Source organism: Micromonospora sp. NPDC020750 (assembly GCF_044334565.1).
Lineage (GTDB): Bacteria > Actinomycetota > Actinomycetes > Mycobacteriales > Micromonosporaceae > Micromonospora.
On sequence record NZ_JBIRTH010000006.1, the window covers coordinates 234,025 to 258,444 of the forward strand.

The window sequence follows — 24,420 nt, forward strand, 5'->3', positions numbered from 1 at the left end:
GGTGGGTCGTCGCCGATCGACAGCAGCGGGCGGGCCGCCCGGATCCCTACCGTCGATCCATGATCACACTACGTGGCCTGACGAAGCGGTTCGGCCCCACGACCGCCGTCGACGACCTGACCGTCGACATCGCACCCGGCCGGGTCACCGGGTTCCTCGGCCCGAACGGCGCGGGCAAGTCCACCACCATGCGGATGATCCTCGGCCTGGACCGGCCCACCGCCGGCCGCGCCCTGATCGACGGCCGGCCGTACCGGGAGCTGCGGCACCCGCTGCACACCGTCGGCGCGCTGCTGGACGCCGGGGCGATCCACCCGGCCCGGCCCGGGCACGCCCACCTGCTGGCCACCGCGCGCAGCAATGGCATCGGCCGCCGCCGGGTCGACGAGGTGCTGGCCCTGGTCGGCCTGGACGACCGGGCCGCCGCGAAGCCCGGCCGGACCCTCTCCCTCGGCATGGGCCAGCGGCTCGGCATCGCCGGGGCGCTGCTCGGCGACCCGCCGGTCCTGCTGTTCGACGAGCCGGTCAACGGCCTCGACCCGGACGGGGTGCGCTGGATCCGGCAGCTCACCCGCTCGCTCGCCGCGCAGGGCCGGACGGTGCTGGTCTCCAGCCACCTGATGAGCGAGATGCAGCAGACCGCCGACCACCTCGTGGTGATCGGCCGGGGCCGGCTCATCGCCGACGCGCCCACCGCCGAGGTGATCGCGGGCGGCTCCGCCGCCGCCTCGGTGCGGGTACGCGGCCCGCAGCCGGCCGGCCTGACGGCGCTGGCCCGGCGGCTGGCCGGCGACGGAGGCGTCGTCGAGGCCGACGGACCGCACGGGCTGACCGTCACCGGGCTGACCGCCGACCGGGTCGGCGACCTCGCGTACGAGCTGGGGGTCGCCCTGCACGAGCTGACCCCGGTTGCCGCGTCGCTGGAGCAGGCGTTCATGGCCCTCACCGACGGCAGCGTCGAGTACGCCGCCGCCCCGGCCGGCTCCCCCACCACCCACCACCGGATCGAGGCCCGATGAACGCGCAGCCCGCCACCCGTACCGCACCGACTGTCGGCCCGTTCGCCGGGGCGGTCGCCGCCGAGTGGACCAAGCTGTGGTCGGTACGGTCCACCTGGTGGACGCTGCTGTCGGCGGTGCTGCTGACGGCCGCCGCCGCCGGCCAGCTCGCCATCTACGCCGCCAACGCCAACACCAACGACGACCCGGCCGACGACCGGGGGATGATCACCGTCGGCAGCATCGTCATCGACTCCCTGGAACTCACCCAGTACGCCGTGCTCGCCATCGGCCTGCTCGCGGTCACCGCCGAGTTCGGCGCCGGCACGCTGCGGACCACCCTGCGCTGCACGCCGTCGCGCGGTCGCGTACTGCTGGCGAAGGCCGCGGTGAGCGGGGCGGTGACCTTCGGGTCGGGGCTGCTGCTCGGCGGGGTCGGCGCGCTGGTCGCCGGCGCGGTGCTCGGTGAGTGGGGCGACGCCCCGCTCGGCGGCACGGTCCGCGACGTGCTGGCGTCGGCGGCCTACCTGGCGCTGGTCGGGGTGCTGGCGCTCGGCCTCGGCGCGGTGCTGCGCAGCGCGGTGCTGACGGTGATCGTCCTGATCGCGGTGCTGATGATCGTGCCGCTGTCGCTCCAGGAGCCGGGCATCGCTGTGCTGACCCGGATCGCCGACGGCTTCCCGGGCGTCGCCGGGGGCCACTTCCTCGCCGGGGACGCCGACCCGTACCCGCCGGTGGTGGGGTTGCTGCTGCTCGCCGGCTGGGCCGCCGCCACGCTGGCCGCCGGCCGGGCCGCCCTGCGCCACCGCGACGCCTGAGGATCACGCCCCGCCGCCGCGACGCCTGAGCGTCACGGCCCGCCGCCGCGACGCCTGAGCGTCACGTCCCCACCGCCCTGAGGGTCACGTCTCGACGAGGCCGGCCTCGTGGGCGAGGATCGCCGCCTGCACCCGGTTGCGCACCTCCAGGCGGGTGAAGATGCTGGTCAGATAGCTCTTCACGGTGCCCTCGACGAGGTGCAGGCGGCGGGCGATCTCGGCGTTGGACAGGCCCGCGCCGACCAGGGCGAGCACCTCCCGCTCCCGGTCGGTCAGCCCGGCGGTGCGGTCCCGGGCCGCCGGGCGGCGGGCCATCCGGGCCCCGTTCAGTTCGATCACCCGACGGGCGATCCGCGGCGACAGGTACGCCCCGCCGCCGGCCACCGCCCGCACCCCGGCGATCAGCTCCCGCGGGTCGCCGGCCTTGAGCAGGAAGCCGCTCGCGCCGTGCCCGAGCGCCCGGGCCACGTGGTCGTCCTCCCCGAACGTGGTGAGCATGACCGTGGCCGTGCCCGGCGCCAGCCGGCGGATCTCGGCGGCGGCGGCCAGCCCGTCCAGGCGGGGCATCCTGATGTCCAGCAGCGCCACGTCCGGCCGGTGCGCCCGGACCAGCTCGACGGCCGCCGCGCCGTCGCCGGCCTCGCCGACCACCTCGATGCCGGGGTCCGCGCCGAGGATCGCCCGGACCCCGGCCCGGATCATCGCCTCGTCGTCGGCGAGCACCACCCGCACCGGCGGGGCTTCCCCCGGCGCGTCGTCCCATCGGTCCGTCATCGGTCGATCCGCTCCTTGCCCACGAGTCGCCCGTCCGAGAAGCAGAGCCGCCAGGTGGCCTGCGCGAGCGGGAAGTTGCCGTCGGTGTAGTACTCGCAGCCGGGGCGCGCCCCGGCCGGCGGCTCCACCTGGCGGCGCGGCAGGCCGGTCAGCTCCTGTCGGGCGGCGCCCAGCGGCAGCCGGTCGAAAGCCACGGCGTCGAGGACCGCGCCCGCCGTGGCGAACGGGTAGTAGACCAGGGTCAGCACCAGCCCGAGGACCACCGGGGCGCCGAGCGCCGCGACCAGACTCCGCCGGACCCGCCGACGGGCCTCGCGCAGCCGCCGCTCCGCCTCCGCCGACCGACCCTCGACCGGCCGACCCTCGACCGGGTGCGCCGGTGGGGGATCGAGCGGCGGGGTGGGCGCGAGTGGGAGGCGGGCCAGCACGGTGAAGCCGCCCGCCGCCTCCGGGCCTGCGGTCAGCGTGCCGCCGGCCAGGCGTACCCGTTCCCGGAGGGCGAGCAGGCCCGAGCCGCTGGACGGCGGGCCGGGCAGCGGGCCGGCCGGCGGCGGGGCGTTGGCCACGCCGACCTCGACCCGGCCGCCGAGGCGGGCCACGGTGACGGTGACCGGTGCGCCGGGGGCGTACCGGGCGGCGTTGGTCAGCGCCTCCCGGACCACCCGGTGCGCCGCGTGCCCGGCCATCGCGGGCAGGTCGAGGGGATCGCCGTCCAGCCGCGCCGCCATCCCTGCCTCCCGGGCCCGGTCGACCAGCTCCGCGACGCTCTCCCCGGCCGGCAGGGTGGACGCCGGGCCACCGCCCTCCTCCCGGAGCACCCCGATGATCTCGTGCAGCCGCTCGGTGGCCCCGGCGACGCTGGCCCGCAGCTCCCCGGCCGCCGTCCGGTGCCGGGCCGGCAGGTCGTCGGCGAGTTCGAGTGCGGCGGCGCGCAGCGCGATCAGGCTCAGCTCGTGGCCGAGGGAGTCGTGCATCTCCTGGGCGATCCGGGCCCGCTCCCGCAGCCGGATCCGCTCGGCCGCGCCGCGCCGCTCCCTGGCCACCGCCTCGGCGTGCCGGTCCCCCGCCACCACCAGCTCCCGCTGCTGCCGCCGGTACCGGCCGACCAGCCACGGGAACACCCCGGCGAAGAGCAGCACCGAGGCGAGCAGGAACCAGGTGGCGGCGCCGGTGCCGAGCAGTCCCACGTTCAGGATGGTGCCCCCGGCGGCGAGCACCCCGAACACCGCCGCGGCGGGGGCCGTCCCAGGGCTGCGCCGTCCGGCCAGGTAGCTGAACACCGGGATGGCGAAGACGAAGTTGCCGTCGAGCAGGGAACCGAGCACGACCAGCACCAGCGCGGTCAGCGGCCGGCGGTGGCCCAGCCGGACGGCGACGGCGAGCAGCAGCAGGGCGCCCAGCCCGAGCAGCACGGTGTGCCTGCCGTACGGCGGCGTGAGCCAGGGGAAGCCGATCGGCGCCGCGACCACCGCCCAGAGCAGCCCGTCCCGCAGGAACCCGCCCCGCGACAGCCCGCCGCGTGACAGTCCGTCCCGTAGCGAGCGGAACCGGACCGGCCCGCCCGGTGAGCGTCGGGACCGTGCCGGCCAGCCCCGGACGCCGCCACGCCACCGCTCCCACTGCTCCCACCGCATGGCGGCCAGGCTACCCACGGTGGTCGGGCCCGGGCACCGACGAAAGTCAGGTGACCGCCCGACGGCCCGTGGCCACCCGACGGACGCCGGCCGGGCCGGTGGTCAGCCGCTGTCCTCGGCCCAGGCGCGCCAGTCGTCGAGCACCCCGTACAGCGCCGGGGTGAGCCAGCCCGGGGCGGACCGGCGGAACACCCCCGGGTCCATCGCCCCGGCTCCCGCCGGAAGCGCGCCGAACAGGTTGGGCACCAGGTCGGTCAGGTTCGCCCAGTGCACCAGCTCCGGCGTCGCCGGCCAGGCGCCGATCACCACTCCGGCCGGCACCGCGCGCCGCTGGAGCGCCTCGAGGGTCAGCGCGGTGTGGTTGAGGGTGCCCAGCCCCGCGCGGGCAACCACCACGGCGGGTGCGTCGAGCGCCACCGCCAGGTCGGCCACCGTCCAGGGCTCCCCCGAGGGACGCAGCCCCATCGGTACGAGCAGCCCGCCGGCCCCCTCGATCAGCACCAGGTCGTGCTTGTCGGCCTCCTCACGGACGGCGTCGACGACGTCGTACAGCTCCAGCGGCTCCAGCCGCGCCACCCGGGCGGCGGCGAGCGGGGCGAGCGGGTCGGGGTAGCTGGCCAGGGTCCGGCCGGTGAGCGGGGCGGCCAGCCGGGTCACCGAGTCGACGTCGCCCGGGTCGCCGGTGGCCGTACCCGTCTGACCGGGCTTGACCACGGCGACCCGCAGGCCGGCGGCCTGCGCGGCGGCCGTCACCGCCGCGGTCACCACCGTCTTGCCGACCTCGGTGTCGGTGCCGGTGACCAGCACCGGCCCGGTCCACGCCCCGCTCACGACGTCACCTCCGCCCGTCACGGGGCGCACTCCACGATCACGTCGAGGGCCCGCTCGAAGTCCGCCCGGGGCACCCCGGCGCTGATCGTCAGCCGCAGCCGGGACCGGCTGTCCGGGGTGGACGGCGGGCGGAAGCAGCCGACGGCCACCCCCCGGTCGGCGCAGTCGGCGGCCCAGGCGGTCGCCGCCTCCGGGCCCGGGGCGGTCACCGACACCACGGCGGCGTCCGGCGCGGAGACGGTCAGCCCGGCGGCGCGCAGCCGGCGTACCGTCTCCGCGGCCCGCTCGGCCAGCTCGGCGCGCAGGTCGTCGCCGGCGCGGGCCAGGTCCAGCGCGGCGCGGACCCCGGCGGCCACGGCCGGCGGCAGGGCGGTGTCGAAGATGAAGGTCCGGCCGGTCTCCACCAGGTGCCGGACGAACGCGGCCGGCCCGGCGACCACGCCCCCCGCGCCGCCCAGTGCCTTGGACAGGGTCGCGGTGACCACCACGTCCGGCTCGCCGGCCAGCCCGGCGGCGGCCACCCCGCCCGCGCCGGTCGGGCCCGTGACGCCGAGCGCGTGCGCCTCGTCGACCAGCAGCAGGGCGCCGTGCCGGCGGGCCACGGCATGCAGCTCCGCCAGCGGGGCGAGGTCGCCGTCGACGGAGAAGACCGACTCGGTGACCACCACGGCCGGGCGGCCGGGGGCGGCGGCCAGCGCGGCGGCCACCGCCGCCGGGTCGGCGTGCGGGGTGACCACGGTCTGCGCGCCGGAGATCCGGCAGCCGTCGATCAACGAGGCGTGGTTGTGGGCGTCCGAGACGAGCAGGGTACGCGGCTGCGCCAGCGCCCGGACCGCGCCGAGGTTGGCCAGGTAACCGGAGGAGAAGACCAGGCTGCCGTCGGTGCCGAGCCAGTCCGCGAGGGCGGCCTCCAGCCCGTGGTGGACCTCGGTGGACCCGCGTACCAGCCGGGAGCCGGTCGCGCCCAGCCCGTACGCCGCGAGGGCCCGCCCCGCCGCGGCGGTGACCTCTGGGTGGGTGGTCAGGCCGAGGTAGTCGTTGCCGGCGAGGTCGACCACGGTGTCGCCGGCGGCCCGGGGGCGCAGCCGGCGGGTCAGTCCCGCCTTCGCCCGCAGCTCGGCACGGCGGTGCAGCACCGCCAGCCAGTCCGCCACGCCACGCTCCCCACGTCCGCCGATCCCGGCCGTCCGCCACGGCCGCTTACGCCGGGCGAAGCTACCACCCGCGGCCCCCGGCCCGGCGTGGCGCGGCCCCGGCACGCGGGGACCCTCAGTGGTCCCGAGCGGGGGACGCACGGGAACGGGCAGGGGATGGTCGGGGGCCACCTGGGCGTGCTCGGGCGCTTCTCCGGGTCGGGGTGGCCCTTGTAGGGTACGAGCCATGCCAGAGATCCTCGACCAGGCCCGTAAGCAGGTGCTGGAGAACGGCGTCGGCCTCGACGAGGCCGGTGTCCTCGCCGTGCTGAACCTGCCCGACGAGCACCTCCCCGCCGCCCTCCAGCTCGCGCACGAGGTACGGATGCGCTGGTGCGGGCCGGAGGTCGAGGTCGAGGGCATCGTCTCGCTGAAGACCGGCGGCTGCCCGGAGGACTGCCACTTCTGCTCGCAGTCCGGGCTGTTCACCTCGCCGGTCCGCTCGGTCCTGCTGGACATTCCCTCCCTGGTGAAGGCGGCGAAGCAGACCGCGGCGACCGGGGCGACCGAGTTCTGCATCGTGGCCGCCGTGCGTGGCCCCGACGCCCGGCTGATGAAGCAGCTGCGCGAGGGCGTCGCCGCGATCAAGGCGGAGGTCGACATCCAGGTCGCCGCGTCGCTCGGCATGCTGAGCCAGGAGCAGGTCGACGAGCTGGTCGACATGGGCGTGCACCGCTACAACCACAACCTGGAGACCTGCCGCTCCTACTTCCCGAACGTCGTCACCACCCACTCCTGGGAGGAGCGGTGGGAGACGCTGAGGATGGTCCGCGAGTCCGGCATGGAGGTCTGCTGCGGCGGCATCCTCGGCCTCGGCGAGACGGTGGAGCAGCGCGCCGAGTTCGCCGCGCAGCTCGCCGCGCTGGACCCGCACGAGGTCCCGCTGAACTTCCTCAACCCGCGCCCGGGCACCCCGCTGGGCGACCGTCCGGTGGTCGAGGGCAAGGACGCGCTGCGCGCCATCGCCGCGTTCCGGCTGGCCATGCCGCGCACCATCCTCCGGTACGCGGGCGGGCGGGAGCTCACTCTCGGCGACCTGGGCACCCGGGCAGGCCTGCTCGGCGGCATCAACGCGGTCATCGTCGGCAACTACCTGACCACGCTGGGCCGGCCGGCGACCGACGACCTGGCGCTGCTGGACGACCTGAAGATGCCGGTCAAGGCCCTCTCCGCGACGCTGTGACGCCGACGCCGATGACCACGACGCGGGTGTGGTGCGACCGGTGCGGTGAGCCGGCGGACGCCGGGGGTCACCCGGCGTGCCAGGCTGCGCGCGAGCTGGAACCGCCCCGGTTCTGCGCGCACTGCCGGCGGCGAATGAAGGTGCAGGTGCTGCCGGTGGGTTGGGCGGCGGTCTGCGTCGAGCACGGCGAGCTGCGGGGCTGAGCGCGGTGCCGACGCTGAGGGGCAATGCGGTCACGCTTCGACCGGCGACGGACGCCGACGTGCCGGTCCTCGCGGCGATCCGGTCCACGCCCGAGGTGCGGCGCTGGTGGCGCGGCGGCGACGACCTGACCGGGGCCGTGCGCGCCGACCTGGCCGACGACGTGCTGACCGTGTACGCGATCGAGCACGACGGCCGGGTCGTCGGCGCCATCCAGTGGTACGCCGAGAGCGACCCCGACTACCGGCACGCCAGTCTCGACCTCTTCCTCGACCCGGAGGTACGGGGCAGTGGGCTGGGCGGGGACGCCGTCCGCACCCTGGCCCGGCACCTGATCGACGACCATGGCCACCACCGGCTCACCATCGACCCGGCGGCGGCCAACACCCCCGCGATCCGCGCGTACGCGAAGGTGGGCTTCCGCCCGGTCGGGGTGCTGCGCCGCTACGAGCGCGGCGAGGACGGCCGCTGGCACGACGGCCTGCTGATGGACCTCCTCGCCGGCGACCTGGCCGACTGATCCTGCGCTTCCCCGCCTGGCTCGTCCGGTTCTTGGACACCTGCGGTTCCCCGGCGACGGCAGGTGTCCAAGAACCGGACGGGAACACCCCACATAGCCGGACGGGGCGGACGGGTGGGCGCGGGGCGGGCAGGGTCACGGGATGGTGCTCACGATTCCCGACGACGGCGAGGACCCGCTCGGCTGGCTGGCGTTCGCGCAGTCCGGCGTCCTCACCACCGCCCAGGCGACGGGCCTGCTCGGCCCCGGCGTCGTCCGGGGGCGGGTCCGATCCGGCCGGTGGCGCTCGGTCTGCCGGGGCGTCCTGCTCACCGGCAACGGCCGGCTCACCCGGGACCAGCAGCTGTGGGTGGCGGTGCTCGCCACCGGCCCCCGCGCGGTGCTGGCCGGGGCCACCGCGGCGGCCGAGGCCGATGTCCGGGGGCTGCGACGGGAGCCGCTGCACGTCCTGGTGCCGGCGACCCGTCGGGCCGGCCGGACGGTGCTGCGGCGGCTGCCGGTCGACATGGCGGCGGTAGTGGTGCACCGCACGTCGGTGCTGCCACGGGCGCATCTCCAGCTCGCCCGGCCACCCCGGACGACGACGGCCCGCGCCCTGGTCGACGCCGCCGGCTGGGCGCGCAGCGTCGACGAGGCCCAGGCGGTGCTGGCCGCCGGCTGTCAGCAGCGGCGGGTGTCGCCGGAGGAGATCCGGGCGGTGGTCGACGTGCTCCCCCGGGCCCACCGGCGTCACCTCGTCCGCCGGACCGTCGACGACATCGCCGGGGGCGCGGAGGCCCTGTCGGAGATCGACTTCCTGCGGCTGTGCCGGCGGCACGGCCTGCCCCGACCGGATCTTCAGCACCGGCGCACCGACGCGGGCGGGCGGACCCGCTGGCTGGACGCGTACTGGCGCGAGTGGGGGGTGCACGTGGAGGTCGACGGCGCGCACCACATGGACGTACGCGAGTGGGCCGCCGACATGCGGCGACAGAACGACGTGTGGACGGCGGGCGACCGGATCCTGCGCTTCCCCGCCTGGCTCGTCCGCGCCCGGCCCGACGAGGTCACGGCCACCCTCCGCCGCGCCCTGCTGGCGGCGGGCTGGCGCCCCGCCACATGAATCTTGGACGGTTACCGTCCCGTGGGAGCGGTAACCGTCCAAGGTCTCACCAGGGCGGGAGCGGTGTCAGGCGATCGTGCAGGGGGAGCCGTTGAGGGTGAAGGTCGTGGGCTTCGGGTTGGTGCCGGGGTGGGTGCCGTTGAAGCCGAAGCTGGTGGACGCCCCCGGCGCGAGCGCCCCGTTGTAGGAAAGGTTCGAGGCGGTCACGGCGGTGCCGGTCTGGGTGACGTTCGCCGACCACGCCTGGCCCGCCTGCTGCCCGGCAGTGGGGAAGGCGAACGTCAGGGTCCAACCGGTGAGCGCCGTCGTGCCGGTGTTGGTGATCGTGATGTTGGCGGTGAACCCGGTGCTCCAGTCGCTGGTCGCGTACCCGACTTTGCAGGACCCGGTGGGCGTGGGGGTGGGCGTCCCGGTGGTGGTCACCGTGACGGTGGGCGACGGGATCGACGGGTTGCCGGCGGCGTCCAGCGCGACGACGTAGAACGCGTACGCGGTGGCGGGGGTCAGCCCGGTGACCGGGTGGCTGGTGCCGGTGACCGTGGCGATCGCGGTGTCCACCGGCCACGTCTTGCGGTAGACCCGGTAGCCGGTGACGCCGACGTCGTCGGTGGACGGGCCCCAGGTGAGGGTGAGCCCGGTCGGGCCGACGGCCGACGCGGTCGGGGTGCCGGGCGGGGTCGGGGCGGTGGTGTCCGGGCCGTCCCCGGCCGGGGTGGCCACCGCGACCGTCGGCGAGGACGTCGAGCGGTTGCCGGCGCCGTCGCGGGCGTTCACCCAGAACCGGTAGTTCCGGGCCGGGGCGAGCGACGAGACGGTCAGGCTGTTGGTGGTGCTGCGGTGCAGCACCAGCGCGTCGCTGCCGACCGTCTCCTGGGTGATCTCGTAGCCGGCCAGGCCGCCGCCCCCGGTGTCGGTGGACGCGGGCCAGGTCAGCGTGACCGAGGTGGGGGTGAGCGCGGACGCGACCGGGGCGCCGGGAGCGCTGGGCGGGGTGGTGTCCGTGGGCGTCGAGGTCGGCTCCTCGCCCCAGACCCGGGCGGTCCCGGCGTACAGCGGCACCTTGCGGTTCGGCCCGGCGGTGACCTGGTACGACGGGTCGTTGGTCGGGTCCCAGGTGCCGCCCTCCGGCACGCCGACCTTGAACTGGACCTCCATCCGGTGTTGCGACTGGCCGGCCGGGGCGATGGTGTGTCCGGTGCAGTCCACCTCGACGTACCAGATGTCGCCGCTGTACTGCTTGGCCGTGGCCGGCGCCGGGCAGCCCTGGGTGTAGCCGGGGGTGACCTGCACCGGGCCGGTGCCGTCGGGGCGGAAGTAGTAGCGGAACCTGCCGTTGGTCAGCGCCCGCGCCGGGAACGCCGACTTGTTGTAGATGATCGCCTTCAGACCGGTGGCGCGGGGCTCGGCCTGCATCACCGTGGTCTCTACGGTCAGCTCGTCGAGGTCGGGCGTCTCGGTGCCGGGGAAGCCGGCGAGCGGGCTGCCGCCGTACTCGGAGGAGAGCCGGGCGAGCGCGGAGGTGAAGCCGGCGTTGTAGTCGGTGGCGACCTCGTTCATCACGTAGTCGGACCGGCTGTCGGTGTACGCGTCGTTGGCCGCCGACGGGCCGCCGACCAGCGCGCCGTGGAGCACGTGCCGGGTCTCGACGGGCACGGTCTGGCTGTCCCACCAGGAGCCGTGGGCGGTGCGGTGGTGCGGGTTGCGCGGCGGGTTGGCCCCGAACCCGATCACGTAGCTGGAGCTGCGCGGGTTGTCGCCGAGCGCGTAGTTGATCTGCCGGACGGCGAAGTCGTGGTAGCGCGCCTTGCGGGTGGCGTCGGTGGTCCTGTCGCTGTAGACCAGCGCGGCGAACGAGGTGTTCGCGGCGTACCGCAGCGCGCCCCAGGAGTCGAGCACCGCCATCCCGCCGGGCGAGTAGTTGACCTTGGACCCGTTCACCCCGACGGTCCACCAGTCCAGCCAGCGGTTGGCGTCGTCGACGTACTTCTGCTTGCCGGTCAGGTTGGCCAGCAGCACGTACGCCCCGAACTGCTTGTTGTCCCAGGCGATCGTCCACTTGTAGGACCGGGTGGTGGTCTGGTTCTCGGTGCCGAGCTTGTCGTACTCGCTCTCGGCCTTGGCCAGGTAGCCGGCCTCGCCGGTGGCCCGGTGCAGCCAGATCGCGCCCCAGACCAGCTCGTCCTGGTACCCGCTCCACGAGCGGTAGAAGCTGGTCGCGTCGGTGATGCACTCGTGGTAGTTCTTGCGCACCGTGTCGGCGAACGTGTAGAGCTGCCTCGCGTGCCCGAGCAGCTTGTCGGCGTAGGCGGCGTCGGTGGGCCGGAACACCATCGACGACGCGGCCATCGCGGCGGCCGTCTCCCCCGCCAGGTCCGCGCCGCCGCAGCTCGCGTCGATCTTGTACGCGGGCCGCGCCATCGGCATGACCTCGGCCGGTCCCCACCACTTGTGGTCGTCGTCGCCCTTGCCGACCTGCCCGTAGAGGACGTTCGGTGCGGGGTGCGCCTTGACGAAGTAGTCGTTGACGAAGCGCAGGTTGTTCAGCAGCTGGGTGAGCTGCCCGGACGCGGTGTACCCGGCGCGGTACTCGACCGCGCCCCAGGCCAGCATGGTGGCGCTGAACGCCATCGGGAAGCCGAACTTCACGTGGTCGCCGGCGTCGTACCAGCCGCCGGTGAGGTCCACGCCGACGTCGGAGCCGTCGGTGAGCGCGGAGTCGCCGCGCCAGGAGACCCGGTTCCAGGCCGGTTTCCTCCCGGACTGCTGGGCCTCGTAGAAGAACAGCGACTTCTGCAACGCCTCGGCGTAGTTGAAGGCGGGCGCGGCGGCGACGGGGGCGGCCTGCGGCGCGGCGACGCCCACGGCGAGGCCGCCGGCCAGGGCGACACCGGCGGCGAGCAGTCGCCGCAGCCAGGGTCGGCTGCGGCGGGCGGGCCGCGGCGGGTTCCCGGCGGGCGACGGCGGGTTCCCGGCGAGCGACGGCGGGTTCCCGGCGGGCGATGGCGGCCGGGAGGGCCGGATCGGGTGACGCATGTGCGGGCTCCTGACGGACGGCGCCCCGGCGGCGCCGACCGGACGCGGGACGGGCGTCGGGCTCGGGTCGGCACCGCCACCGGCGGCGGGTGTGGTGGGGGCCAAGGAGGCACGGGAGCGCTCCCATGGATATCCGACAATGTATCGAGCGGATCGCGTCGTTGGGAAGACCCGCGCCACCGACGACCCGGCCCGGAGGGGGTGAAGCGAACGATCGCGCGGTCGACTCGCGTCCTGGGATACGAACGTTCTGTTGCCGCCCGCGCATCGACACGGGACAGTACGGCCATCAGCGGTGCCATCGACGCCGCCGCTCCCCGGTTCACCCTGAGGAGATCCGATGGCTCTACGACTCGCCGACGGCACCGCCTGGACCGAGACCCTCGCCCGCGCGGTGGCCGCCACGCCCGAGGCCTTCGGGCCCGAGGCGGACGGCGTGACCACCCTGCGCAACCTCGTCGAGGGCGACTGGCGGGCGGGCGGCGTGCCGCACCCCGTTCGTACCCCGGTCGACAACACGGTCCTGGTCAACCTGCCCCGGCTGGACGCCGACGCCGCCCAGGCCGCGGTCGCCTTCGCCGCCGTCGCGCACCGCGACTGGGCGCAAGCCCCCCTCGCCGAACGGAAGGCCCGGGTCACCGAGGCCCTGGACGCCCTCACCGCCGACCGCGACCTGCTCGCCCTGCTGTTGGTCTGGGAGATCGGCAAGCCGTGGCGGCTGGCCTGCGCCGACGTGGACCGGGCCCTCGACGGCGTCCGCTGGTACGTCGGTGAGATCGACCGGATGCTGGCCGACGGCCGGGAGCCGCTGCCCGGCCCGGTCAGCAACATCGCCAGCTGGAACTACCCGATGAGCGTGCTGGTGCACGCCGAGCTGGTGCAGCTGCTCGCCGGCAACGCGGTGATCGCGAAGACCCCCTCCCAGGGCGGTGCCGTCTGCCTCACCGTCGCGCACGCGCTGATGCGCCGCGCCGGGCTCCCCGCCACCCTGGTCTCGGGCGGCGGGGAGGAGCTGTCCGAGGTGCTGGTGCGCGCCCCGGAGATCGGCGCGGTGGCGTTCGTCGGCGGGCGGTCCAACGGCGGGAAGGTCGCCGCCGCGCTGCTCGACTCCGACAAGCGGCACTTCATCGAGCAGGAGGGCCTCAACGCCTGGGGCATCTGGGGTTTCTCCCAGTGGGACCTGCTCGCCGGGCACCTGAGGAAGGGCTTCGAGTACGGCAAGCAGCGGTGCACCGCGTACCCCCGGTTCGTGGTGCAGCGCGACCTGGTCGACGAGTTCCTCGACATGTACCTGCCCGTGGTCCGCTCGATCCGGTTCGGCCATCCACTCGCGGTGGACGAGGACTGGCGGGCCGGCGATCCGCTGCCCGAGCTGGACTTCGGCCCGCTGATCAGCGGGGCCAAGGCCGACGAGCTGCGCCGCAAGGTCGACGAGGCGGTCCGCGGCGGCGCGGTCCCGCTGCACCGGGGCAAGCTGGCCGGGGCACCGCTCCTCGACGGCCAGGACACCTCGGCGTACGTCGCCCCGTCGGTGCTGCTCGCCCCGCCCGGCCGGTCCCGGCTGATGCACGCCGAGCCGTTCGGGCCGGTCGACACGATCGTGGTGGTGGACACCACCGACGAGCTGCTGGCCGCGATGAACGCCTCCAACGGCGCGCTGGTCGCCAGCCTCGCCTGCGACGACGAGGAGCTGGCCGGCAAGCTCGCGGTCGACCTCCAGGCGTTCAAGGTCGGCATCAACAGGCCGCGCTCACGCGGCGACCGGGACGAGCCGTTCGGCGGCCGGGGCGCCTCCTGGAAGGGCGCCTTCGTCGGCGGCGACCTGCTGGTGCAGGCGGTCACGGTCGGCGGCGACAGTCGCCTCTACGGCAACTTCCCCGACTGGACGGCACTACCGCCGAACGTCTAGTGCCTCGTCTTTTGACGTTGATCGGGCACGGCATCCGGATTCCGCCCCTGGTCGCGGGGCGCTGGTCTGCTCCAACAGCCTCATTTCCGACCCTCGGGCCGCAGGCCGTGGACAAGTAGGCACAGCAGACCCCATGCTATGCACACAGAGAGAGCAAAACGTCACCATCCGTGCGCCCAGCTTGACGAGACGCATGCCGGTCAGACCCCTAAGAGGATCCCCATGCCGCCAGTTCTGTTCTACGCAGCTGACCTCGTAGCGATTGGGCTACTGACCTTCGGCGTCTACCTTCCCCGTCACCGTCGTCGCGACCTGGCAGTCGCGTACCTGGGGGTCAACGTCGGAGTGCTCGCTGTCGCCGCCTCGCTGGCGACCAGCACCGTAGGTGCCGGCCTGGGGCTGGGACTCTTCGGCGTGCTGTCCATCATCCGGCTTCGCTCTGCCGAACTGGACCAGGAGGAGGTGGCCTACTACTTCTCCGCGTTGGCGCTGGGTCTGCTCGGCGGACTGGGTGCGGAGGTCGGCACGTTGGCCTTCGTGCTGATGGGCCTGGTCATCGCCGTCATGTACCTCGCCGGGCACCCGCAGCTGCTGCGTCGCCACCGCCAGCAGACGATGATGCTCGACTCGGCGTTCACCGATGAACCGACGCTCATTCGGCACCTCGAAAGCCTGCTCGGCGCTGCCGTGCGAAAAGTAACCGTCCAACGCGTCGACCTCGTCAACGACACCACCCTGGTCGACGTACGGTTCACGGTGCCCAAGGGCCAGCGGGCCGCGACCGGCGACCACGACAAGGTGACTGATGCCACCATGCCCGGCGCGCTGCGTGGTGCTCGACCGTGAGCGGCATCGACGCGGCCACTGCGTTCCCTGCGCTTGCCACGCTCCATCCGATCGACCTCGAAGAACTCCTTTGCCGAGCGACGCTGCAGACGCGGGTCGACCGCAAGTACGTGCTACCCCTGGCATCGGCCGGGGTGTTCCTTGCCGGGATGGCTCGTACGGCTCGCATCCTTGAAATCGACAAACAACGCTGCTTCGGGTACGAGTCGCTCTACTACGACACCCCGGAGCTGACCGCCTATCTTCTGGCTACGCAGGGACGACGGAGACGGTTCAAGGTCCGACGACGCGTCTACCTGGACTCCGGCGTCTCCTACCTCGAGGTGAAGACCTGCGGCATCCGTGGCAACACGGTGAAGCAACGACGGCCGTACGATGCCACCGTCTCGGACGAGCTGACAGGCGAGGACCGCTCCTTCGTCGCTGAGGTGCTGCGCAAGGCGGGCATCAAGGACGCGCGCTACGACGCGTTCTGCCCGACCCTCAGGACCAGCTATCGCCGCAGCACGCTCTATCTGCCCGACTCGAACAGCCGGATCACCGTCGACACCGACGTGACATGGGCACTGCGCGACGAGACGCGACTGAATCTCACGGGGGTTTCGATCATCGAGACCAAAGCCGCAGGCTCCGCCGCGGTAGCCGACCGCCAACTGTGGGCCCTCGGGCATCGCCCCTGCCGGATATCCAAGTACTGCACCGGGCTCGCCGCGTTCCGTGACGACCTGCCATCGAACAAGTGGCGGGCCATCATGCGCCGACACCCGGCCCTTCGCCCGCATGACGGATAGACCCCACGCCGACGAACACCCCATGCACTCCACAGCGGAGCAGTCCTCAACCGGCCGCGCTCGCGCGAGTACAGCAGCTACCCCGCCACCTGAACACGGTCGGGCCGGTCACGGGCTACCGGCCCCGGGCGGACACCACTGGCGGGACCGTGGCGGCGACGAGCGGCAGCGGGGCGGGCGGGGCGCGCAGGGGCCCGCCGCCCGTCGGCGGGCCCCTGCCGCCGCCGCGCCGGCGATACCATCGCCCGATGGCGATGATCTCGCAGGTCTCGGTGGGAGTGTCCGACTGCGATCGGGCGGCCCGGTTCTGGGCCGCCGCCCTGGGCTACGCGCGGCGACCGCCGCGCTATCCGGGCGACGAGTGGATCGTGCTCGCGCCGCCGCCCGGCGTTCCCGGCCCGGCGCTCGCGATGGACCTCAGCGAGAGCCGGGCCGAGGAGTTCCCGCGCGTCCACCTGGACCTGACCGCCGGCGGCCGGGATCTCGACGGCGAGGTGGAACGCCTCGTCGGGCTCGGCGCCCGGCGGGTCGACTGGCCGTACTACCCGACGCAGCTCGAACCGGGAGCCTCGCCGTACGTCGTGCTCGCCGACACCGAGGGCAACCGCTTCTGCGTCTCGGGCCGGCCCCGCTCGGCGTAGCCGGACGGTCCGGCCGCCGCCGGCGCAACGGGCGCCCCGCCTACCGGCCCCGGGCCGGCAACGCCCCGGGCACCCTGGCGGCGACGAGCGGCACCGTGACGGTGACCACCGAGCCGTCGCGCTCCGTGGCCGTCGGCCGGGCGAGCCGGCCCAGCGTACGCAGCATCGGCGCGTTCTCCGCCTGCACGTGCAGCAGCAGGGCCGCGAGACCGGCCCGCTCGGCGTGGCCCACCAGCCGGCGCAGCAGGGCCGTGCCGAGCCCCCGCCGCTGCCAGTCGTCGCGGACCAGCAGCGCCACCTCGGCCTCGTCCCCCTCGGCGAGCAGGTTCGCCATCGCGACGACCGGCTCCGCCGCCCCGCCGGAGCCGGTCGTGGTAGCGACGAGGGTCAGGCCCTGGGTCGGCTCCAGCAGCCGGCGCAGCCGGGCCGGGGCGGGAAGTGCCGCCCCGCCGAGGTACCGGCGCTGCCGGGTCCGCGCCGAGCACCGCCGGTGCAACTCCAGCGCCCCGGCCAGGTCGTCGGCGCGGGCCGGACGGACTACCAGTTCGTCGCCGTCGGGCAGGACCAGGGTGACCTGGTCGGCGGCCCGGCGGGCCGCGGTCGCCGCGAGTTCGGCGAGCGCCTGCGCCCGGGCGTACTCGGCCGGGGTGAAGGTCGGCGCGACCCGGCTCAGCTCGTACGACCCGCCGGTCGGGTCGGGCAGCGTCATCGTGGTGCCGGTGACGCCGCCGCCGACCAGGGTGGATCGCCAGGTGACCTCGTCGGCGCCGAGCAGGGTGCGCAGCACCTCCCCCGTCGCGTCCGGGTCCCGGACCAGCCGGGTGGCCAGGCCGAGCACCCGGGTGGGCTGGTCGGCCAGGCCGCGCGCCTCACTGCGCGCCACCCAGCAGTCCCGCCCCCGGCCCCGTTCCACGGCGGCGACCAGCTCCGCCTCCTCGAGCGAGTCGGGTGCGTCGACGAGGAAGTCGTCGACCGCGCCCACCTCGGTGGTGTGCACCTGCACGGTGAGGATGTTGACCCCGCGCAACGCGAGGCTCGCCGTGAGCACCGACAGGTAACCCGGCCGGTCGTCCACGGTGGCTCGAATCCGCCACAGCGCCATGATTGTCTCCCTTCCCCGTCCACGACGATGCCGGGCCGCTGTTGCCGGACCGTTGCCCGGCGGTGACGACCCGGGAACCGCCGCAAGGCCCAGGGCCCCGCACCGGGGCCCGGTCGCTCAGCCGCCGGCCACCACCGGCGGGGCACCCACCAGGTCCAGCCGGTCGCCGAGGATCACCGCGCTGGCCCGGACCAGTTGGGTGAGGCGGTCCACCTCGGTGGAGTGGAACGCGGCGGGGGTAAGCATCCCGGTCTGGTCCCGGGCCACCACGAGCACCAGGCCGGCCCGGCCGAACGGCGCGATCGCGTAGTGGGTGCCGTCGGCGCTGGTCAACGCGCGGGCCCGCAGCGGGGTGACCTCGGGCAGCGCGGGCGGGACGGGCACCCGCCAGCTCGCGTGCGCCACGGTGGCGTCGCCGCCGGCCGCGCCCGTGCGCGACGCCCAGTCCAGCGGGACCACCGCCGCCACCGCCCAGTCCGCGGCGAGCAGCCCGGGCACGGCGTCGACCAGGGTGGCCAGCCCGTCGGCCGGGTTGCCGGCGACCTGGGCCAGCAGCTCGGCGTCCTGCCCGGTGGTGGTCGGCGCGCCGATCGCCCGCCAGACGCCGTCGACCCGGACCCCGGGGATGGCGGCCAGGCCGGCCAGCAGCCGCTCCACCCGGGCCGCCCCCGGCCAGACCACGGTGAAGTCGTCGACCGCCCGCCCGCCGAGCCGTTCCAGGACGACGACCTGGACGATGTCGGCACCGGAGACCCCGAGTGTGCGGGCCACCTGGCCGAGGGTGCCGGGACGGTCCGGCAGGGTCACCCGAACTCTCAGCAACATGGTCGTCCCTCCGCTGGACGGGCCGGCCTCCGACGGCCGGCGGGCTGGGCACCAGCCTGCCGGTTGACCATTTCGCCCCTGTTGCCGCAGCATGTCCCCGGGGAAAACCCGCCTTGACAGGACGGCTGAGGTGCCATCAACTATTCGGATGACTGATCCGGCCGGCGCGGGCAGCGGTGCCGGCGCAGGTGCTCCGAGAGGGCTGGACCTCGACCGGCTCGCCGCGTACCTCGGCGCGCGTCGCCCCGAGCTGGCCGCCGCGCCGTTGCGGGCCCACCTGATCGCCGGTGGCAAGTCCAACCTGACCTACCTGCTCCGCTCCGGCGGGCACAAGGTGGTGCTGCGCCGGCCCCCGCTCGGGCACGTGCTGGCCACCGCGCACGACATGGCCCGGGAGCACCGGATCATCTCCGCGCTCGCCCCGACCGCCGTGCCGGTCCCCGAGGCGCTGCTGTTCTGCCCCGACACCGACGTGATCGGCGCGCCCTTCTACCTGATGGAGAAGGTCGACGGGGAGGTGTTCCGCAGCCGGGCGCAGACCGATCCGCTGACCGACGGACAGCGGCGCGACCTGGCCACGGCGATGATGGACACCCTGGCCACCCTGCACGCGGTCGAACCCGCCGCGGTCGGGCTGGCCGACTTCGGCCGCCCCGAGGGCTTCCTGGGCCGGCAGGTCCGGCGCTGGGCCGGCCAGCTCGACCAGTCCCGCAGCCGCCCGCTGCCGGGCGTCGACGAGCTGCGCGACGCGCTCGCCGGCTCCGTCCCCGAGGGCGCGAACGCGGGCCGGATCGTGCACGGCGACTACCGGCTGGACAATCTCCTCGCCACCGTCGGAACCGGCGCGAGCCCACCCGCCCCGGCCGCCGCCGGGGAGGCGCACGGCACCGTCGGAGCCGCAGCGCCGGCGGGCCCGCACCCCGGCCCGGTGTCGGTGCGGGCCGTGCTGGACTGGGAGATGGCCACCCTCGGCGATCCGCTGGCCGACCTCGGGCTCCTGCTGACGTACTGGACCGTGCTCGGCGACAGCGACGCGGTCGTCGACAACCCGGTCGCCGACGGGCTCGGCCCGCGCGCCGGCTTCCCCTCGGGGGCCGAGCTGATCGACCGGTACGCCGGCCGCAGCGACGTCGACGTCGGCCCGCTGCACTGGCACGTCGCCCTGGGCTGCTTCAAGCTCGCGGTGATCTGCGAGGGCATCCACTACCGGCACACCCTCGGGCAGACGCTCGGCGGGGGCTTCGACCGGATCGGCGAGCTGGTGGCGCCGCTGGTCGAGCACGGGCTGCGCGCAGTCAGGGAGAAGTGATGGACTTCCGGTTCGACGCCCGCACCGAAAAGCTGCGCGCGCGGCTGACCGCGTTCCTCGACGAGTGCGTGTACCCGGCCGAGGCGGTGCACGCCGAGCAGGTCGCGGCGGCCGGCGACCCGTGGTCGCGGTCGCCCGTGCTGGAGGAGCTGAAGGCCGAGGCGCGCCGGCGCGACCTGTGGAACCTCTTCCTCCCCGATCCGCGCTACGGCGCCGGGCTGACCAACCTCCAGTACGCGCCGCTGGCGGAGCTGACCGGGCGCAGCCCGCACCTGGCCCCGGAGGCGGTCAACTGCGCCGCCCCGGACACCGGCAACATGGAGCTGCTGGCGGAGTTCGGCTCCGAAACGCAGCGGGAGCGCTGGCTGAAGCCGTTGCTCGACGGCGAGATCCGCTCGGCGTTCTGCATGACCGAGCCGGAGGTGGCCTCCTCCGACGCCACCAACATCGCCACCCGGATCACCCGCGACGGCGAGGAGTACGTGGTCGACGGCCGCAAGTGGTGGTCGTCCGGGGCGATGGACCCGCGCTGCGAGATCTTCATCGTGATGGGCAAGACCGACCCCGACGCCGACCGGCACCGCCAGCAGAGCATGATCCTGGTGCCCCGGGACACCCCGGGGGTGACCGTGCGGCGCGGGATGACCGTGTTCGGCTACAGCGACGCCTCGCACGGCGGGCACGCGGAGATCGACTTCACGGGCGTCCGGGTGCCGGCGGAGAACCTGGTCGGGGCCGAGGGCACCGGCTTCGCCATCGCCCAGGCCCGGCTCGGCCCGGGCCGCATCCACCACTGCATGCGGCTGATCGGCATGGCCGAGCGGGCTCTGGAGCTGCTGTGCCGCCGGGCCAACCAGCGGATCGCGTTCGGCCGGCCGCTGGCCGAGCAGGGCGTGGTCCGGGAGTGGATCGCCGAGTCCCGGGTCCGCATCGAGCAGGCCCGCCTGCTGGTGCTCAAGACCGCCTGGCTTATGGACACCGTCGGCAACAAGGGCGCGCACACCGAGATCCAGGCCATCAAGATCGCCACCCCGGCGATGGCGGAGTGGGTGATCGACAAGGCCATCCAGGGGTACGGCGGCGCGGGCGTCAGCCAGGACACCCCGCTCGCCGCCCTCTGGGCCCAGGCCCGCACCCTGCGCCTGGCCGACGGCCCCGACGAGGTCCACCGCTCGTCCCTGGCCAAGCGCGAACTCCGCCGCTGGCTCTGAACCCGCACACCCCGACGCCCGGGACGGCGGGCGGCGAGGCGCACGGTCAGGCCGAGGCCCGGCGGACCATGTGGGTGTCGAGGAGGATGTGGCTGGCCGGCAGGTCGTCGCCGCGGATGCGGGCCACCAGCAGGCGGGCCATCTGCCGGCCCATCTCCTCGACCGGCTGGAAGACCGTGGTCAGCGGCGGGTCGGCCTGCCGGGCCACCGGTGCGTCGTCGAAGCCGATCACCGCCACGTCCTCCGGCACCCGCCGGCCGGCCTCGCGCAGCGTCCGCAGCGCGCCGAAGGCCATCAGGTCGGAGGCGACGAAGACCGCGTCGAGGTCGGGGCAGACCTCCAGCAGCCGGCGCATACAGGCCGCCCCGCTGCCCTCGCTGAAGTCGCCGTACGAGATCAGGTCGGGGTTGAGCCCGGCCCCGGTGGCCTGGACCGCCTCCCGGTAACCGGTCAGGCGGGCCACGCCGGCGCCCATGTCCTGGGTGCCGGCGATGGTGGCGATCCGCCGCCGCCCACGGGCGAAGAGGTACTCCACGGCGTGCCGGGCGCCGCCGACGTTGTCCACGTCGACGTAGTACGCCGGCTGCGCGCCCGGTTGCAGCATCCGGGCCGGCCGACCGCCGAGCACGGTCGGCAGGTCGCGCTCCTCCAGCAGGGTGGGCAGCGGGTCGGCGTCGTGCAGGGAGAGCAGCAGTACGCCGTCGACGTGCTGGTTGGTCAGGTGGTGCTCGACCCGCTCCCGCTCGATCGGGGACTGCACCATGGCCAGCCAGAGTTGCAGGGGCGTCTCCAGCAGGCCGGAGCTGACCCCCCGGACGATTCCGGCGAAGAAGGGCTCGGTGAAGACCCGGTCACCGGACTCGGAGACGACCAGCGCCACCGAGTCGGTCCGCTGGGTGACCAGTGCCCGGGCCGCCCGGTTGGGCACGTACCCCAGTTCCGCGATGGCCTGCTGCACCGCGGCCCGGGCCTCGGGGCTCACCTGGGGCGAGCCGTTCACCACCCGGGAGACCGTGCCGCGCCCGACGCCAGCGCGGGCGGCGACCGCGTCCAGGGTCGGACGCCCGAGCGACCGCGTGCGCTGCGTTGTCATTTCTACTCCTCCGACATCGGGCGGCCCGGCGCGCCCCGCCGTGGGGGTGCGCCGAGTCCGCCCGTCACTGGCTGGCCCTCGCCTATTGTGCGGCCAGACCGTTGCGTCGGATCACCTCGGCGTACCACCTGGCGCTGGACTTGGGGACGCGGGTCTGGCTGTCGTAGTCCACGTACACCATGCCGAAGCGCTTGGTGTACCCCCAGGCCCACTCGAAATTATCCAACAGCGACCAGGCGAAGTAGCCCCGTAGGGGCACCCCGGAGCCGATCGCGGCGTGTGCCGCCCGCAGGTGGGAGTCGAAGTAGGCCAACCGGTCGACGTCGTCCACCTGACCGGCGACCACCGCGTCGATGAACGCCGACCCGTTCTCGGTCACGTAGAGCGGCAGGTCGGTGTACTCGCGGTGCACCCGTTCCAGGGTCTCCGTCAGCCCGGGGGCGTCGATCTCCCAGTCCATGTCGGTCACCGGGACCCCCCGGGTGACGAACCGGACGTCCTCGCTGCCCGGCCAGCAGCTCGGCGCCCGCGAGTGGTCCCCCTCGACCGGGGCGGCCACCACGTGGCGGCTGTAGTAGTTGATCCCGACCAGGTCGAGCGGGGTCGAGACGGTCTCCAGGTCGCCGTCGCGCACATGCCCGAAGTCGGTGACCGCCGCCAGGTCCGCCCGGACGTCTTCGGGGTACGCGCCGCGCAGCACCGGGTCGAGGAAGAACCTGTTGGCCAGCCCGTCGATCCGCCGGGCCGCGTCCACGTCGGCGGGCGCGGCGCTGGCGGGATCGACCGGATAGAGGTTCACCGTGATGCCGAGCTGGGCGTCCGGGCGGGCCGCCCGCAGGGCCTGGACGGCCAGGCCGTGCCCGAGCATCAGGTGGTGCCCGGCCCGGACCGCGTCCGCCCCTTCGGTACGCCCGGGCGCATGCACGCCTGAGCCGTACCCGAGGAACGCCGAGCACCACGGCTCGTTGAGCGTGGTCCAGTAGCGCACCCGGTCGCCGAGCGCGTCCGCGACGAGCCGCGCGTAGTCGGCGAACCGGGCCGCGGTGTCCCGGGCCGGCCAGCCGCCGGCGTCCTCCAGCGGCTGGGGCAGGTCCCAGTGGTAGAGGGTCAGCCAGGGCTCGATGCCGTGGCCCAGCAGCTCGTCCACCAGCCGCCGGTAGAAGTCCAGCCCCTCGGGGTTGGCCGCCCCCGAGCCGCCGGGCTGCACCCGGGGCCAGGACACCGAGAACCGGTACGACTTCAGGCCGAGGTCGGCCATCAGGCGCACGTCCCCGGGCATCCGGTGGTAGTGGTCGCAGGCGACGTCGCCGGTGTGCCCGGCGACGGTCCGCCCCTGCGTGTGGCTGAAGGTGTCCCAGATCGACGGGGCGCGTCCGCCCTCGGTGGCCGCGCCCTCGATCTGGTACGCGGCGGTGGCGGCCCCCCACAGGAAGCCGGGCGGGAAGGTCAGCGCCGGGCCGTGGTCGAGGACGCCGACGGCGGGCGGGCGGGTCGGTTCGCTCACGACTTGACGGCACCTTCCATGATCCCGCCGATGATCTGGCGGCCGAACAGGACGAACACGATGAACAGCGGGAGCGTGGCGATCAACGTGCCCGCGAAGATCTGTGAGTTGTCGGCGAAGTACGCCGTGTTGAGGCTGCGCAGCGAGATCTGCACGGTCGGGTTGGCCGGGTCGGCGAGCACCACGAACGGCCAGAAGAACTGGTTCCACTGCTCCATGAAGGTGAGCAGGCCGAGCACGGCCGCCGCCGGCCGCAGCGCGGGGACGACGACGTGCCAGTAGACCCGCCAGGTGGAGCAGCCGTCCACCCGGGCCGCCTCGATCAGCTCGTTCGGAACGGCCTGCTCGGCGTACTGGCGCATCATGAAGATGCCGAAGCCGCCGATGAGGAAAGGCACGGTGACCGACGGCATGGTGTTCAGCCAGTCGAGCTTGGCCATCAGGATGTACAGCGGCAGCACGCCGAGCTGGACCGGCACCATCATCGAGGCGAGGATGACCAGCAGCATCGCGTTCTTGCCGCGGAAGCGCAGCTTGGCGAACGCGAAGCCGGCCAGGGAGCCGAAGAAGACCGTGGCGATGGTGATCGTCCCGGAGACCAGGAACGAGTTCATCAGCCCCTTGACGATGTTGGCGTCACCGTTCTCCAGCACCCGCTGGATGTTCTCGCCGAGCTTGCCGCCGGGCAGGAACGGCGGCGGCCAGGAGTTGGCCGCGTCGTTCGTCCGGGACGCGATGACGATCATCCAGTAGAACGGGAACAGGGAGAGGATCACGCCGAGAACCAGCCCGACCCAGGTCAGCGGGGTGGCCTTCCAGAGCCGGTCGGCCTTGTGGCCGTCGCGCGGCTGCTTCGCGGCGGGGCGGACGGGTGGGCGCAGAGTCGTGGTCGTCATCGGTCG

22 protein-coding genes are annotated in these 24,420 nt (G+C 74.2%); 12 read left to right on the plus strand and 10 right to left on the minus strand.

Features of this window, described 5'->3' with window-relative positions:
* Window positions 1-59 precede the first annotated feature (59 nt).
* Both ACH4T9_RS20380 and ACH4T9_RS20385 read left to right on the plus strand, forming a co-directional pair.
* On the plus strand, window positions 60-1,019 hold the full coding sequence (locus ACH4T9_RS20380) for an ABC transporter ATP-binding protein (protein WP_396673263.1): 960 nt from the start codon (window positions 60-62) through the stop codon (window positions 1,017-1,019).
* Window positions 1,016-1,816, plus strand: a complete 801-nt coding sequence (locus tag ACH4T9_RS20385) for an ABC transporter permease (RefSeq protein ID WP_396673264.1) — start codon at window positions 1,016-1,018, stop codon at window positions 1,814-1,816. The genes ACH4T9_RS20380 and ACH4T9_RS20385 overlap by 4 nt, the downstream gene beginning before the upstream one ends.
* Window positions 1,817-1,900: 84 nt before the next feature.
* On the opposite strand, the gene ACH4T9_RS20390 is transcribed toward ACH4T9_RS20385, so the two are convergent.
* The 4 genes from ACH4T9_RS20390 to ACH4T9_RS20405 all read right to left on the minus strand — a co-directional run bounded on the left by ACH4T9_RS20390 (window position 1,901) and on the right by ACH4T9_RS20405 (window position 6,209).
* Window positions 1,901-2,590: a response regulator gene (locus tag ACH4T9_RS20390; protein WP_396673265.1), complete on the minus strand. Its 690-nt coding sequence runs from the start codon at window positions 2,588-2,590 to the stop codon at window positions 1,901-1,903.
* The gene (locus ACH4T9_RS20395) at window positions 2,587-4,224 is read right to left on the minus strand and encodes a sensor histidine kinase (protein WP_396673266.1); all 1,638 of its coding nucleotides are present in this window, start codon (window positions 4,222-4,224) and stop codon (window positions 2,587-2,589) included. The genes ACH4T9_RS20390 and ACH4T9_RS20395 overlap by 4 nt, the downstream gene beginning before the upstream one ends.
* Window positions 4,225-4,326: 102 nt before the next feature.
* Window positions 4,327-5,031 (minus strand): dethiobiotin synthase, encoded by a 705-nt coding sequence (gene bioD / locus ACH4T9_RS20400; protein ID WP_396673431.1) that lies wholly within the window; start codon window positions 5,029-5,031, stop codon window positions 4,327-4,329.
* A 41-nt stretch (window positions 5,032-5,072) separates the two neighbouring features.
* Window positions 5,073-6,209, minus strand: a complete 1,137-nt coding sequence (locus ACH4T9_RS20405; RefSeq protein ID WP_396673267.1) for an 8-amino-7-oxononanoate synthase — start codon at window positions 6,207-6,209, stop codon at window positions 5,073-5,075.
* Window positions 6,210-6,435: 226 nt separating this feature from the next.
* On the opposite strand from ACH4T9_RS20405, the gene bioB reads away from it, so the two are divergent.
* The 4 genes from bioB (at window position 6,436) to ACH4T9_RS20425 (ending at window position 9,254) form a co-directional block, all read left to right on the plus strand.
* Window positions 6,436-7,431, plus strand: a complete 996-nt coding sequence (bioB, locus tag ACH4T9_RS20410; RefSeq protein ID WP_396673268.1) for a biotin synthase BioB — start codon at window positions 6,436-6,438, stop codon at window positions 7,429-7,431.
* A gap of 11 nt (window positions 7,432-7,442) precedes the next feature.
* Window positions 7,443-7,634: a hypothetical protein gene (locus tag ACH4T9_RS20415; protein WP_396673269.1), complete on the plus strand. Its 192-nt coding sequence runs from the start codon at window positions 7,443-7,445 to the stop codon at window positions 7,632-7,634.
* Window positions 7,635-7,639: 5 nt separating this feature from the next.
* Window positions 7,640-8,152 (plus strand): GNAT family N-acetyltransferase, encoded by a 513-nt coding sequence (locus ACH4T9_RS20420; RefSeq protein ID WP_396673270.1) that lies wholly within the window; start codon window positions 7,640-7,642, stop codon window positions 8,150-8,152.
* A gap of 142 nt (window positions 8,153-8,294) precedes the next feature.
* The gene (locus tag ACH4T9_RS20425; RefSeq protein ID WP_396673271.1) at window positions 8,295-9,254 is read left to right on the plus strand and encodes a hypothetical protein; all 960 of its coding nucleotides are present in this window, start codon (window positions 8,295-8,297) and stop codon (window positions 9,252-9,254) included.
* A 66-nt stretch (window positions 9,255-9,320) separates the two neighbouring features.
* On the opposite strand, the gene ACH4T9_RS20430 is transcribed toward ACH4T9_RS20425, so the two are convergent.
* On the minus strand, window positions 9,321-12,287 hold the full coding sequence (locus ACH4T9_RS20430) for a glycoside hydrolase family 9 protein (protein ID WP_396673272.1): 2,967 nt from the start codon (window positions 12,285-12,287) through the stop codon (window positions 9,321-9,323).
* A gap of 340 nt (window positions 12,288-12,627) precedes the next feature.
* Between ACH4T9_RS20430 and ACH4T9_RS20435 the strand changes: the two genes are divergently transcribed.
* From ACH4T9_RS20435 to ACH4T9_RS20450, 4 genes are all read left to right on the plus strand, one after another.
* A complete protein-coding gene (locus ACH4T9_RS20435; protein WP_396673273.1) occupies window positions 12,628-14,196 on the plus strand; it encodes an aldehyde dehydrogenase family protein in 1,569 nt (522 codons plus the stop codon).
* Between the two features lie 222 nt (window positions 14,197-14,418).
* Entirely contained in the window at window positions 14,419-15,042 is a 624-nt protein-coding gene (locus tag ACH4T9_RS20440) for a DUF4956 domain-containing protein (RefSeq protein WP_396673274.1), read from the plus strand.
* Window positions 15,039-15,833: a polyphosphate polymerase domain-containing protein gene (locus ACH4T9_RS20445; protein ID WP_396673275.1), complete on the plus strand. Its 795-nt coding sequence runs from the start codon at window positions 15,039-15,041 to the stop codon at window positions 15,831-15,833. The genes ACH4T9_RS20440 and ACH4T9_RS20445 overlap by 4 nt, the downstream gene beginning before the upstream one ends.
* Before the next feature lie 248 nt (window positions 15,834-16,081).
* On the plus strand, window positions 16,082-16,474 hold the full coding sequence (locus ACH4T9_RS20450; RefSeq protein ID WP_396673276.1) for a VOC family protein: 393 nt from the start codon (window positions 16,082-16,084) through the stop codon (window positions 16,472-16,474).
* Window positions 16,475-16,514: 40 nt separating this feature from the next.
* Here the strand turns inward: ACH4T9_RS20450 and ACH4T9_RS20455 are convergent, their stop codons facing one another.
* Window positions 16,515-17,576 (minus strand): GNAT family N-acetyltransferase, encoded by a 1,062-nt coding sequence (locus ACH4T9_RS20455; RefSeq protein WP_396673277.1) that lies wholly within the window; start codon window positions 17,574-17,576, stop codon window positions 16,515-16,517.
* 117 nt (window positions 17,577-17,693) lie between these two features.
* Entirely contained in the window at window positions 17,694-18,401 is a 708-nt protein-coding gene (locus tag ACH4T9_RS20460; RefSeq protein ID WP_396673278.1) for an amino acid-binding protein, read from the minus strand.
* A 148-nt stretch (window positions 18,402-18,549) separates the two neighbouring features.
* On the opposite strand from ACH4T9_RS20460, the gene ACH4T9_RS20465 reads away from it, so the two are divergent.
* Entirely contained in the window at window positions 18,550-19,710 is a 1,161-nt protein-coding gene (locus ACH4T9_RS20465; protein WP_396673279.1) for a phosphotransferase family protein, read from the plus strand.
* Window positions 19,710-20,921, plus strand: coding sequence for an acyl-CoA dehydrogenase family protein (locus ACH4T9_RS20470; protein ID WP_396673280.1), 1,212 nt, complete (start codon window positions 19,710-19,712; stop codon window positions 20,919-20,921). The genes ACH4T9_RS20465 and ACH4T9_RS20470 overlap by 1 nt, the downstream gene beginning before the upstream one ends.
* Window positions 20,922-20,967: 46 nt before the next feature.
* Here ACH4T9_RS20470 and ACH4T9_RS20475 read toward each other — a convergent pair whose 3' ends face one another.
* The 3 genes from ACH4T9_RS20475 to ACH4T9_RS20485 form a co-directional block, all read right to left on the minus strand.
* Window positions 20,968-22,014, minus strand: a complete 1,047-nt coding sequence (locus ACH4T9_RS20475; protein WP_387016100.1) for a LacI family DNA-binding transcriptional regulator — start codon at window positions 22,012-22,014, stop codon at window positions 20,968-20,970.
* An 82-nt stretch (window positions 22,015-22,096) separates the two neighbouring features.
* Window positions 22,097-23,518, minus strand: a complete 1,422-nt coding sequence (locus ACH4T9_RS20480; protein ID WP_396673281.1) for a GH1 family beta-glucosidase — start codon at window positions 23,516-23,518, stop codon at window positions 22,097-22,099.
* Complete coding sequence (locus ACH4T9_RS20485) at window positions 23,515-24,414, minus strand: carbohydrate ABC transporter permease (protein ID WP_396673282.1); 900 nt, start codon at window positions 24,412-24,414, stop codon at window positions 23,515-23,517. The genes ACH4T9_RS20480 and ACH4T9_RS20485 overlap by 4 nt, the downstream gene beginning before the upstream one ends.
* Window positions 24,415-24,420 lie beyond the last annotated feature (6 nt).

Bases quoted from the DNA above. Each gene is read 5' to 3' on its own strand.
- ACH4T9_RS20380 (WP_396673263.1), top strand. From the start codon at position 60: ATGATCACACTACGTGGCCTGACGAAGCGGTTCGGCCCCACGACCGCC.
- ACH4T9_RS20385 (WP_396673264.1), top strand. From the start codon at position 1,016: ATGAACGCGCAGCCCGCCACCCGTACCGCACCGACTGTCGGCCCGTTC.
- ACH4T9_RS20390 (WP_396673265.1), bottom strand. From the start codon at position 2,590: ATGACGGACCGATGGGACGACGCGCCGGGGGAAGCCCCGCCGGTGCGG.
- ACH4T9_RS20395 (WP_396673266.1), bottom strand. From the start codon at position 4,224: ATGCGGTGGGAGCAGTGGGAGCGGTGGCGTGGCGGCGTCCGGGGCTGG.
- bioB (WP_396673268.1), top strand. From the start codon at position 6,436: ATGCCAGAGATCCTCGACCAGGCCCGTAAGCAGGTGCTGGAGAACGGC.
- ACH4T9_RS20415 (WP_396673269.1), top strand. From the start codon at position 7,443: ATGACCACGACGCGGGTGTGGTGCGACCGGTGCGGTGAGCCGGCGGAC.
- ACH4T9_RS20425 (WP_396673271.1), top strand. From the start codon at position 8,295: ATGGTGCTCACGATTCCCGACGACGGCGAGGACCCGCTCGGCTGGCTG.
- ACH4T9_RS20430 (WP_396673272.1), bottom strand. From the start codon at position 12,287: ATGCGTCACCCGATCCGGCCCTCCCGGCCGCCATCGCCCGCCGGGAAC.
- ACH4T9_RS20435 (WP_396673273.1), top strand. From the start codon at position 12,628: ATGGCTCTACGACTCGCCGACGGCACCGCCTGGACCGAGACCCTCGCC.
- ACH4T9_RS20440 (WP_396673274.1), top strand. From the start codon at position 14,419: ATGCCGCCAGTTCTGTTCTACGCAGCTGACCTCGTAGCGATTGGGCTA.
- ACH4T9_RS20450 (WP_396673276.1), top strand. From the start codon at position 16,082: ATGGCGATGATCTCGCAGGTCTCGGTGGGAGTGTCCGACTGCGATCGG.
- ACH4T9_RS20455 (WP_396673277.1), bottom strand. From the start codon at position 17,576: ATGGCGCTGTGGCGGATTCGAGCCACCGTGGACGACCGGCCGGGTTAC.
- ACH4T9_RS20460 (WP_396673278.1), bottom strand. From the start codon at position 18,401: ATGTTGCTGAGAGTTCGGGTGACCCTGCCGGACCGTCCCGGCACCCTC.
- ACH4T9_RS20465 (WP_396673279.1), top strand. From the start codon at position 18,550: ATGACTGATCCGGCCGGCGCGGGCAGCGGTGCCGGCGCAGGTGCTCCG.
- ACH4T9_RS20470 (WP_396673280.1), top strand. From the start codon at position 19,710: ATGGACTTCCGGTTCGACGCCCGCACCGAAAAGCTGCGCGCGCGGCTG.
- ACH4T9_RS20475 (WP_387016100.1), bottom strand. From the start codon at position 22,014: ATGACAACGCAGCGCACGCGGTCGCTCGGGCGTCCGACCCTGGACGCG.
- ACH4T9_RS20485 (WP_396673282.1), bottom strand. From the start codon at position 24,414: ATGACGACCACGACTCTGCGCCCACCCGTCCGCCCCGCCGCGAAGCAG.